General features: G+C 33.1%; 9 protein-coding genes, 1 pseudogene and 1 CRISPR repeat array. All 10 genes and pseudogenes read left to right on the forward strand.

Features of this window, described 5'->3' with window-relative positions; translation table 11 throughout:
* The first annotated feature begins 69 nt into the window (after nt 1-69).
* The 10 genes and pseudogenes from CACET_RS19375 to cas2 all read left to right on the forward strand — a co-directional run bounded on the left by CACET_RS19375 (nt 70) and on the right by cas2 (nt 10,843).
* Nucleotides 70-975, forward strand: a complete 906-nt coding sequence (locus tag CACET_RS19375; protein ID WP_052661219.1) for a L,D-transpeptidase family protein — start codon at nt 70-72, stop codon at nt 973-975.
* 371 nt (nt 976-1,346) lie between these two features.
* Nucleotides 1,347-1,511 (forward strand): hypothetical protein, encoded by a 165-nt coding sequence (locus tag CACET_RS20370; RefSeq protein WP_158385973.1) that lies wholly within the window; start codon nt 1,347-1,349, stop codon nt 1,509-1,511.
* Nucleotides 1,512-1,627: 116 nt separating this feature from the next.
* Nucleotides 1,628-2,413 (forward strand): CRISPR-associated endoribonuclease Cas6, encoded by a 786-nt coding sequence (gene cas6, locus CACET_RS05150; RefSeq protein ID WP_044823323.1) that lies wholly within the window; start codon nt 1,628-1,630, stop codon nt 2,411-2,413.
* Between the two features lie 223 nt (nt 2,414-2,636).
* Nucleotides 2,637-4,703 (forward strand): TM1802 family CRISPR-associated protein, encoded by a 2,067-nt coding sequence (locus tag CACET_RS05155; RefSeq protein WP_044823322.1) that lies wholly within the window; start codon nt 2,637-2,639, stop codon nt 4,701-4,703.
* A complete protein-coding gene (locus CACET_RS05160; protein ID WP_044823321.1) occupies nt 4,700-5,767 on the forward strand; it encodes a CRISPR-associated protein in 1,068 nt (355 codons plus the stop codon). The genes CACET_RS05155 and CACET_RS05160 overlap by 4 nt, the downstream gene beginning before the upstream one ends.
* Before the next feature lie 2 nt (nt 5,768-5,769).
* Nucleotides 5,770-6,525, forward strand: a complete 756-nt coding sequence (cas5, locus tag CACET_RS05165; protein ID WP_044823320.1) for a CRISPR-associated protein Cas5 — start codon at nt 5,770-5,772, stop codon at nt 6,523-6,525.
* Nucleotides 6,526-6,578: 53 nt separating this feature from the next.
* A complete protein-coding gene (locus tag CACET_RS05170) occupies nt 6,579-9,050 on the forward strand; it encodes a CRISPR-associated helicase/endonuclease Cas3 (RefSeq protein ID WP_044823319.1) in 2,472 nt (823 codons plus the stop codon).
* Between the two features lie 94 nt (nt 9,051-9,144).
* Nucleotides 9,145-9,571: pseudogene (locus CACET_RS05175) on the forward strand (CRISPR-associated protein Cas4).
* A 12-nt stretch (nt 9,572-9,583) separates the two neighbouring features.
* Nucleotides 9,584-10,576, forward strand: a complete 993-nt coding sequence (gene cas1b, locus CACET_RS05180) for a type I-B CRISPR-associated endonuclease Cas1b (protein WP_044823318.1) — start codon at nt 9,584-9,586, stop codon at nt 10,574-10,576.
* A 3-nt stretch (nt 10,577-10,579) separates the two neighbouring features.
* A complete protein-coding gene (gene cas2, locus CACET_RS05185) occupies nt 10,580-10,843 on the forward strand; it encodes a CRISPR-associated endonuclease Cas2 (protein ID WP_044823317.1) in 264 nt (87 codons plus the stop codon).
* A gap of 226 nt (nt 10,844-11,069) precedes the next feature.
* Nucleotides 11,070-11,957: direct repeats of the CRISPR family, unit length 30 nt; unit sequence ATTTAGAAAATACCTATAAGGGATTGAAAC.
* Nucleotides 11,958-11,962 lie beyond the last annotated feature (5 nt).

An 11,962-nucleotide genomic window follows, 5' to 3' on the forward strand; every position in this document is an offset into this window, starting at 1 on the left:
CTTGTCTAAAAAACTAGGAATAAAAAATTTAGATTTGTAATAAAAATGAAAAAGTAGGGAGGTGAAGTCGTGTTAGCGCAAATTTTATCACTATGTATTGCTACCACTATGTTAACACCAACAGTTGCAGACACAGTAGAAAATTATTCTATAGAAATGGAGGAGGATATCGTCATTCAAGAGGAATATGACTTTATAGCACCAGAAGATGTGTTGGAAGAAATACTTGAAGAAGTACTAGAGGAAGCAGAAAAAGAGGTCATAGAAGTAGAAATAGAAGTGTTAGAGGATATAGAAATAGAAGTAGAGAAAGAAAAAATAGACTATAAAGTAGTCCTTAAAGAAATAGGATATTATAAGAAAGATTATGGCAACGAAGAAATTAATATGAGGAACGCTGTTTTGCGTTTTCAAAGTGAACATAATCTTACAGTAGATGGGATTTTTGGTGAAATATCTTATAAAGCTCTAGAAAAAAGGCTCGAGGATGAAAATTATCAATATTCTGATATTATTACTACTCCTCCCACCAATAAGGAGTGGATAGCCATTAACAAAACCAAAAGAATTCTCACCTATTATAAAGGGGATCAGGTAATTAAAAAATATCCTATTGCCCAAGGAAGAGACTCCTCCTATACGCCAGAAGGAAAATATACTATTGTTAACAAAATAGTAAACCCAAGGTGGGGAGGTGCTGGAATAGCCGCTCCAGTGGCAGGAGGTTCTCCTAACAATCCCTTAGGCTATCGATGGATGGGTTTAAACCTAAAAGGGGGAGGCTCCTATGGAATTCATGGCAACAACCAGCCAAAATCCATAGGTACAAATGCTTCCTTAGGATGTGTTCGAATGATTAACTCAGATGTAGCAGAGTTATTCGAGATGGTAAAACTCCATACACCTGTATGGATAGGCACCCACGAGCAGTTGAAGGAGTGGGGAGTACATAATAAGAATTATTTGAATGAGTAGTGTGTAAGTGCAATAATATTCTTAAGTTTTTGTTTTATGGTTTATTTTAAGGTAATCGGATTTGTGTAAATGCGATTGCCACTTAGGGATTTGAACTACTCAATCACTCTGCATAGCGGTGTAGGGTGATTATAGTATAATAAAAACCACCTGCAATCATTGCAGAGTGGTTTTTATTATACTATAATCTATTGCCTAATAAATAAAAACAAGTTTCAAGTCTTTATAGGTAATTATATACTTAGCATTTTACCGCTAACTTTAAAAAAGTAAGGAATTTTTTAAAATACAAAAAATTCAGAATAAATGAAATTTTGTTATATCTATAATTTATTCTTTAAAACAATAACAATAAAAAGGAGAATTGGATAATGAAAAAATTTCCAGAAGAAAATTGTTTTTTTTTAGAAAAATTATTGAGATATTACCTTAAAAACGGAAGACAATGTTCTGATGAAATGACACTGAAAGAATTGCTTGATTCTTATGGAAAATCTATGAAAACTTCAAAATCAAAAAGTCGCAACGCTCAATAATATGTAAAATTTTACATAAATTCCAATTATATAGCAGGAATTTATGATTGTATGTAGAAAATTGTAATATACATAGGCAGAAAGTCCTATGTGCATATGAAAGGTTGTGAATCTATTTGCTACTAAAAATAAAGATGGAGCCTATAGCTAATCATCAAGTGATACTTCCTATTGATTATAACCATATTATTCAAGGCTTTATTTATGATTGTTTGAATAAAGACTTATCACAGTTTCTTCACGAAAAAGGTTTTAAATATCATTCGCGTTCCTTTAAAATGTTTACCTTTTCAAGACTAATGGGGGAGTATAAGCTTAATAAAGACAGGGGACAAATAGTTTTTACTGGACCGATGTATTTAGTAATAACCTCGCCAGTTAAGGGGTTCTTTAACTCACTAGCTCATACTTTTCTCATAGGAAATATAGTGCGATTGGGAAATAACAATTTAAAAATCACTTCCCTTGAGGGTGAGCATATAGATGTTGAAAGTGAGGAAATTATCGTACGAACCTTATCTCCTATTGTGGTATATAGTACCCTTCTGCGCCCGGACAATAGAAAATATACCTGTTACTTTCAACCGGGAGATCCTGATTATAACCGACTAATTACAGAAAATCTCAAGAAAAAATACATCTCCTTTTTAAAAACAGAGCCTCCTCAAGGGAGTATTACTGTCAAAACTCTATCTCCATGTAAACAGGTAATCGTTAATTATAAAAAAACAATTATAAAGGGCTATACAGGAAAAATTAAAATTACAGGACCAAGGGAACTACTTAAAATCGCTTTAGAAGCAGGATGTGGAAGTAAGAATGCACAGGGCTTTGGCTTAATTCAGCTAAAAGAACAAAGTAATACACTATTTTTTAAGGACCTATTATTTAAATCCATATAAAATATTATTAACGTTAACTTAAACTATAATTTGTAATCCTGAGGGGAGCAAAGCGAAGTCGAAGGATCTTAGAACCAGAAGGAGTACATCGAAAAAACTTTTTACAGTCTAATTTAGGCACAACAAGATTCTTTGATATGATTTGGATGACAGCTTCAGGTAGTTTTGAAAATAACTTGCTTAAGTTAACTCCTATGTAATTATAAGGAAAGGGGGTAAAAAGATGAATTTAAATCAAGTGACAGCCAGTATAGGAAGAGCCTTTGCTCAAGAACAAGAGATTTTAGATCCTTTATTAAAGCAGCCTAAGAAATTAAAGTCTGATGAAGCAGGCTTTGTGGTCAAATTAGTATTTGATATGTCCAAAGACAGAATCAATTTTAGACTATTCACAAGGCTTACAGAAAATTCTTCTAAAGAATATCGTTATTTTGGTAATAATTCTGCTGCAGGTTTTCAGTATTACATTGTGCGAGAATCAACCGGTCTTCATTATATTTTGACCTCTGCCTTCAGTGATTTATATCAAATTTTGCTTAAGCATAAGAATCAAGAAAAGACAATTGGAAACTTACTAAAACAGCTATCAGATAAAGGATTAATTACTCTAGCTAATAAAAAGGGTCAGGGGCAGATAAACTTAAACAAGTTATTTATAGAGGGTCAGAAGGAAATCAAACTAGACCATGCAAAAAAAAAGATTATACTTGGTGATAATGAATACAGTTATGAAGGGTTTATTCGTTACTTAATAAATGAAGAAAACCGCAAGAATAAGATGGTTTTGGTTGTGCCTACTATTATTGATGAAAGTGGAAATGAAGTCGTTCTATCTCAGCATTCAGATTATGAAGAAATAGTGGTGAAAGAAAATAATCTTGGGGACGATGGAGAAGAGAAGGAACAGAAGGTTAATGGAATAGAACGAATATGTCACCTATGTGGAAGCAAACGTAAAGATGTGTTGAGCAGCTATAGTGCAAAATTTAGTAGAAGTGGTATCAATAAAGTATTTACTACGACCACCATTAACACATCTTCCTTTAATAAGAAGTACAGCTGTGACGACAGCTACGGCATATGCAAAACCTGTTATAAACACTTGTTGGCTGGTGAAAAAATTATTAGCAGTAAATTTAATTCAAGAATTGCCAATGAAAATGTTTTTATTATTCCGGAGGGATTAACAACAGATTTTAACTATGAGCGAGTTCAGGAAATTCACAAGGATATTGACATGGCCTTTCATCCCCAAAAAGCACTGAAATGGTTGAAGGGGTTAGATTATGCTTATCGGCAAAAAGTAAAAGGCTATAGTGCTAATATGGTTTTCTATAGAAGCGATGGAACTTCTCTTTCAATATTACAAACCATTGAAGAAATTCCAGTCATACGATTGGTCAATGTAGCTGATGTTATTGATGAAAATAGAGAAAAGTTAGAAGGACATGTTCATCATTTTACTTTAGGAAACATCTATTCTCTTGTTCCTGTAAGAACTAATAAATCAGGAGATCAACTGGATATAAAACGAGTGATATCTCTATATGATGCAATTCTATCAGGCTACATGATTGATGCTAAAACTATTTTCAAATATTTTACAGAGGCTTTAGATAAGGGAACAAAGCAGCTAGAAAAAGCAAGAATAGATAATTACAACAATATGGGCTTAGATTATTATAAGAATAAATTTAATGAGAGTTCTGTAGACTTTTTCATTAGAAATATTTCTATAGGTTATCTTCTACTATTACAATCCATTCAAGAACTGGGGCTTGTTTCAAAAACAATTTTTACCGGAGAGGTGAAGGGAACAATGGATAAACTGATAACAGCATCAGAAAAAATTAATACAGCAATAGAAGAGGTAGAAGCTTTCTTAGATCGACAGCAATTTTCAAGGGAGGCAAAAGCTTTATTTTACCTGGGAACTCTAATTAACAGGGTGGCTTTAGCTCAGTACCACAAAGGACATAAAAAGAAACCCATCTTGAAAAAGATTCAGTTTCAAGGGATGAACATGCGAGAAGTTTTAAGACTTTATTATGATGTAATAGAAAAACTGATTCAGTATGAAAGGCTAGACCTATATGCAGAGGCCTTAGATAATCGGTTCCATCTTTATTATGATGGTGCAATGAATGATTACTGGAGCTTGGATGAACATGCTAATGTTTTTTATATTATGTCTGGTTATAGCTACTTAGCTGGCAAATGGGAAGGCAGCAAAGATGAATTGAATTCAGAGGATACAGATATTGATAATGAAGAGGGGGAAGAAGAATGACTATCAATCAGAACAGTGATTTTTTATTTGGTTTTCAAGCAACCCTTACGAATCCTAATGGAGATCCAGATCAAGAGAATAAGCCCAGAATGGATTACGAAACGAATACTCTTTTGGTAAGTGATGCCAGAAGAAAAAGGGATATAAGGGATTTTTTAAAAAAGAAGGGACAGCAAATATTTGTCGATACTATCGCCGATACAAAAGTAACTATGGATACTATGTTTCAGTATATAAAAGATAGCTACTTAGAGGATGAAAAAAAAATAAAAGCATTATTCTCTAAAAATGAAGTTTTACAAGAAAAGTGGAAGCATTTTTTTGGTGAAACAGATGATTATAAAAATACCTATCTTGAGAAAGAAAAAGTAAGTAAAAGTAGGAAGGAAGAAAAAGATGCCATTAAACAATTTAATAATCTGTTTATTACAGAAATTATTAAGGATGCTTTAATTGATATTCGGCTTTTTGGAAGTGCCATGGCGGTAGATGGCATCAGTAAAACCTTTACAGGCCCCGTACAGTTGACCTGGGGATATTCACTACATCCCGTCGAATTATTGAAATCCAATACTATTGTTACTATTATGAATGATGATAGTTCTACGTTTGGTAAAAAGCCAAAGGTTTATTATAGCTTAGTAGCTCATTATGGAACTATCAATAAATATAGTGGAAAACAAACGGGTATGACACTGAAGGATCGAGATATTTTTAGAAAAAGCTTGGTACAGGGAATGATGACGAATCAAACCGATAGTAAACAGGGGCAAGAACCAGTCTTCTATTTAGAAATTGTGTACAAGCCTCAATTTGATGGATACCTAGGGGATTTGAGAAGATTTATTGAAACTACATGGAAGAAGAATAAATCGATAAGAAGTCTTGAGGATGTTACGGTGGATTTCTCTCCTTTGACCAAAACCATCGAAGAAATTAAGGATAAAGGCTATATCGAAAAGGTTATTGGTTGGATTCATCCCTATATACCAGAAAGTAGACTGCTTAATTTTCCAGAATACGAAGAGGTAGATTTGTGGGCACCGATTGATATGGAGGAATAGTAATGAAAATCGTTTCCTTTAAATTAAAAGGCAAGATGGCTCATTTCAGGAAAGTTTATTCTAATTCCTCTGCCCTCTCTTATTTTATTCCACCACGTACTACAGTAGTAGGTATAATAGCAGGATTACTGGGGTATGAGCGAGACACCTATTATGATGTCTTCAACCGAGAGGAATGTAAGATTGCTGTAGGAATTAATCAGCCCGTTAAAAAAACAATGCAAACGCTTAATTACTTAATGATAAAAAAACAGACAGACTTTAATGGATCTATGGAACATCATAGCCAAACTCCTACGGAGTTGGTGATTCCTCAAAATATTCGAACAGGATTCTTAGAGTACCAGATATGGGTAAGTCATCATCAAAAAGAAATTTTAGATCAATTGGAGCAGCGGGTAGGAGATCATTTAACCTATCAATCTTCTGGAATCAGTTTAGCATTAGGATCGGCATTTAGCTTAGGCTGGCTTGAATATGCGGGAACTCATGAGGGAATACAAAAAAGCGATCAGGAGCCTATTCATGTAGGCACTGCCATCCCCCTTAAGCAGGTAGCGGATCTGGTTGTGGAGGAAATGAAGGAGGGATATAAAATAATAAAAGAAGAAGTTCCATTAGAGTTTAATGATGAAAGACAAATAACCCAGGACGGTTTAGGGCAAATGGTGGTCAGTCTTTCAAGTAGTCCTATTCGTGCCAGAGCGAAAGAATATATTCAGTTGAAGGATCAAACCAATATTATATGGATGGAATAGAAGCGTCGAAGCTCTTGGTTTGATGCTTCTATTCACAAAGGAGGGAGCAGTATATGGAGTATTTAGCTCATTATGAGAGAAAAACAGGACATAAACAGTTATTAAAAGAGCATCTTATAAATGTTGGAACTGTTTGTAGAAACCGTGTTTCCCCTATGGTTTCCTTTGAGAATATTACCAATGATACTGTAAAGGAAGTTGCCTATACAGTAGGTGTATTCCATGATATTGGAAAATATACGACATTTTTTCAAGATCATCTTAAATATGCTAAAGCATCATCCTACAGCCAACATGCCCATATCTCTGCTATATATATTTATATAGCTTTACAAAATAGAATTCAGAAGGTGTCAGATGAGGAAAAGCAAGTTATATTGTTAATTGCCTATCTATGTGCCAGATTTCATCACAATGCCCTAACAGTTGATATTGAAATTGTAGACAAATCCAAAAATAAGAAAATGTGGAAAATGCTACAGATACAATGGGATAACCTATTAAAAAATAAATCTCAAATTGCTGTAGATTTATGGGAGTTAGGAGAAGGCGAAATAGAGGAAAACATCGAAAAATTAAAAGAAGCAGAAAAAATAATAAAACATAATGCTCTATTTGAGACTGCATGGGAGTTGAGTAGTGGAAATATGAAGGATCCAAAATGGTTCTTTATACTAATTTATGTTTTTTCCCTGCTGATTGATTCTGATAAAATGGATTCAGCTGAGGTCAAAATGGAAGAAACAAAGACAATTTCCCCCATACAGGTGGAAAACTACTTAAGTACCAAAGAAAAAGCCTATGACTTGGCTGATAAAAGAGAGAAAGCTAGAAAGACCATTTTAAATTCCATGAACAATTTAACAGAAGAAGAACTAAGAGAAGTCCGATTTTTTACGCTGACCGCTCCAACTGGTATTGGAAAAACCTTAGCTTCCTTACAGGCAGCTTTGACCCTTCAAGAAAAGATCTCGAAAATAGAACATCACACATCTAGACTTATTGCAGTTATTCCCTTTGTTAACATTATAGAACAAAATAAATCAGAATATGCAAATGTTCTTGGTACCTATGGAAGACTTATAGTACATCATCGATTAAACGATTTTTCACAATTAAAGCCTAGGGGAAAAAATCTTCCTGTAGACAAAAAGTTAATGGAAGTGGAGTCTTGGGAAGGGGATCTTGTACTTACTACCTTTGTACAGCTATTTCAGTCTATCTTTACTGGAAAAAACCGATTGCTTAAAAAGATACATAAACTTGCAGGGAGTATAGTGATCTTAGATGAAGCTCAGGCTATTCCTGAAGCATATATGCCTGTTGTGGGGGCACTTTTAATAAAGTTGAGTGAATATTTAGGAACCAGGTTTATTCTGATGACAGCTACGCAACCAAGAATTCTAGACTTTGGCAAACTATTAATTAAGGATGCAAACATAAAGGAGATTAAACTTCTTCCTGATTATGAAAGCTATTTTAGCCAATTAACTCGTACGAAGCTTATTCCCATCTTGGACAAAGAACTAAATCAGGATGAATTTATAAAACTATTTTTTCAAAAATGGCAGCAAAATCAATCGGTATTGATCGTTGTCAATACGATTAAAAGAAGCATTGGGATATTTAACGAAATCAAGAAGCAACTAATAGCTAAGGAAATAGACGTTCCTATTTACTATCTTTCTACTAATATTGTTCCTCTTCAAAGAGGAATAGTTATAAAGGAAGTTAGGGAGGCGTTAAAGAATCGCCCAGTTATTTTGGTTTCTACTCAAACCATTGAAGCGGGAGTTGACTTAGATTTTCATATGGCTTTTCGTGATTTTGCACCATTAGATTCAATTATACAGACAGCAGGCAGAGTCAATCGAGAAGGAAAAAAAGGTGAATATAGTCCCGTCTATATTGTAAAAGTCGAAAAGGATAGTAGTCATGTGTATGACTTAATGCTTCGAAGTGATACCTTGGAAATGATGTTGCAGCAAGAAGAAATTTATGAAGGAAATTATGGAGTACTTGCGGAAAAATATTATGATAATGCACTAGAACGAGGAGCTTCGGATACTTCTTCTAAACTGTGGAAAGAAGGAATTTTACAGCTTGATTTTAACGCATTAGAAGAATTCAAATTAATCGATACAGAAGCTGCAGAAGATGTGTTTGTGGAATTGAATGAAGAGGCCACTAGAACAGCAGATCTTTATGAGAAGGTTTTTAAGAGAGAAGTGGTCACCATGGAAGATTTGAAAAATGTTTTTGGGAAAAAAGAAAGCCTAGAAGAATTCATACATGAGTTAGATAATTATAGAAGGAAAACCTTGCTAAAACTAATATCTACAAAAATAAGTAATTATATCATTCAGGTAAGAATTAATCAATTAAAGAAAAATAGACCTATTGAATTTAGTGCCAGAGGTGACGCATATTCAGAAATGTACTGGATTCCTAAGACACAGTTGAAAGATTATTATGATGAAGAAACTGGATTTAAGGCCGAAAATCTAGAGGCTTATTTATATTAATTTTATAAAGTCTGGGGGAGAGATCTTGGAAGAAATCAAAATAACAGGAACCTTGATATGGTATTATTACATATGTAAACGAGAGGTTTGGTTAATGAGTCGGCAGCTTACACCGGATCAGGAGGATAGCAATATAGAAATCGGAAGATTTTTTCATGAAGAAAGCTACAAGAAAAATAAAAAAGAAATATCGTTGGGGAATATTGTAATCGATGTAATTAAAAAAGAAAATGGACAACTTGTAGTGGGAGAGGTAAAGAAAACTTCAAAATTCAAACAAAGTGCTAGAATGCAGCTGCTTTTTTACTTAAAACAACTCAAGGATTTGGGAATACAGGCATCAGGCTCTTTGATGTTTCCTAAAGAAAAGAAAAGAGGTTTTTTTGACAGAAGAAAAGGAGGCAGAATTAAGTAAAACCACGAAGGAAATATTGCAGATTATCTACCAAAAGCAGCCTCCATCAGTAAAAAAAATAGCATTTTGTAAAAATTGTGCTTACAATGAATTATGTTATGCATAGGGGGGTGAGTAAATGAAAAAGAAAAGATATATATTCAGTGACGGTGAGTTTCGACGCAAGGATAACACCATTTATTTTGAAACAGAGGAAGGAAAAACCTATATTCCTATTGAAGATTTAAATGATATATATATTTTTGGTGAGGTAACTTTTAATAAGAAGTTTATTGATTTTATTTCTCAAAAAGAGGTCTGTTTACATTTTTTCAACTATCATGGATACTATTCGGGCACTTATTATCCTAGGGAGCATTTAAACTCTGGTTATATGATATTGAATCAGGCTCGATTTTACTTAGAAGAAGATAAAAGGCTTTTCCTTGCGAAGGGCTTCGTAGATGGAAGCCACAAGAATATACTGAAGGTACTTGTCTACTATAAGAATAGGGGGAAGGATTTAGGTGGAATTATTGAAAGTATAGAAAACTTGGGTACGAAGATAAAAGATATGAATAATGTAGCTAAATTAATGGCCATTGAGGGAAATATTAGAGAAGCTTATTATGAAGCTTTTGATATTATTCTTGAAAACGAAGACTTTGTATTCGAAGGACGAAGCAGAAGACCACCTAAAAATGAGTTAAATGCATTAATCAGCTTTGGTAATTCTTTGTTATATATTTTGGTCTTAAGTGAAATTTACAAAACTCATCTAGATCCTCGTATTGGATATTTACATACTACAAACTTTAGAAGATTCACATTAAACCTAGACATAGCAGAAATTTTTAAGCCTATTATCATTGATAGAATTATGTTTACTTTAATTGGGAAAAAGATGCTAACAAAAAAAGATTTTGAAAAGGATATGGGAGGGATTTTGTTAAAGGAAAAAGGCAGGAAAATCTTTGTTCAAAGCTTTAATGAAAGATTAGCATCTACTATTGCACATAGAGAACTTGGAAGAAATGTATCTTATCAAAGATTGGTTCGAATGGAAGCATATAAGTTGCAAAAACATTTTATGGAGGAAGAAGAATATACTCCATACATTTCAAGGTGGTAAAAAATGTTTGTGATATTAGTCTATGATATAAACATAAAACGTGTTGGAAAAGTACTGAAAACATCCAGAAAATATTTAAATTGGGTACAAAACTCTGTACTAGAAGGAGATATTACAGAAGCAAACTTTGTCAAACTCAAGCATGAGCTGTTAAGTAAAATAAATAAAGAGGAGGATTCCATACTTTTTTATATATTTAGGTCTAAAACCTATTCTAAAAGAGAAGAATATGGACTTAAGAAAGGAGGGGAAGATATTTTTTTGTAAATTTAAAAGTCTGATTTAGACATAAATTTTGAGAGATACATGAAAAATTGTCGTCAACCTCTAATCGGGTAAAAAACTCGGGAGAACGACGACAATTTTATTTTTGTAAAAGATATTGATATTTAAATAGGTTAGGATCAAACACCTATAAAAAATAAGAAGTTGAGTAATTAAGTTAAATTTTGACAATTTTTAGCAAACATGATAAAATCAATATGTTTAATGGATTTAGAAAATACCTATAAGGGATTGAAACTTTATGTAACGTGTTTTCATTACTATAGATGTTGAGATTTAGAAAATACCTATAAGGGATTGAAACAGTAGTTTATTACCTAGTTCAGCAGCTCTTTCTCCTGATTTAGAAAATACCTATAAGGGATTGAAACTCTTGAAAAGGATTATTTTAAAAAGGAATTTTAAAAAATTTAGAAAATACCTATAAGGGATTGAAACACTCAATTGTTCTTTCTGCTCTATCTCTTTCTTCCATTTAGAAAATACCTATAAGGGATTGAAACTCCATTGCCCACTTTCTAGCGTTCACCGCCCACTGATTTAGAAAATACCTATAAGGGATTGAAACGCCGCATCGGTCATTTACTTTCTATTTCTACATACATTTAGAAAATACCTATAAGGGATTGAAACACGAATTGTCCTAAGATAACAGGCTCACCTTTAACGATTTAGAAAATACCCATAAGGGATTGAAACATTTTAGTTCATATGCTACTCCCGCAGAAAGTTATTGATTTAGAAAATACCTATAAGGGATTGAAACCATCAAAAATCCTTTTCTTAAAGCCATTTTTATTGATTTAGAAAATACCTATAAGGGATTGAAACTTATTCTGTCAATTGGAATATCTTCTTTCTTTTTCTGATTTAGAAAATACCTATAAGGGATTGAAACACCACTCAAATAAATACTCATCGGATTTTGCATAGACATTTAGAAAATACCTATAAGGGGTTGAAACTGTTCTATATGTTCTAGTGGACTTGAGTTGCTTAATTTAGAAAATATCTATAAGGGATTGAAACTGCTTTTAATCCTGCCAATGTTAGTCATCCTACTATTATTTAGAAAATACCTATAAGGAATTGAATAGAACA

It is taken from the genome of Clostridium aceticum (genome assembly GCF_001042715.1).
GTDB lineage: Bacteria > Bacillota > Clostridia > Peptostreptococcales > Natronincolaceae > Andreesenella > Andreesenella acetica.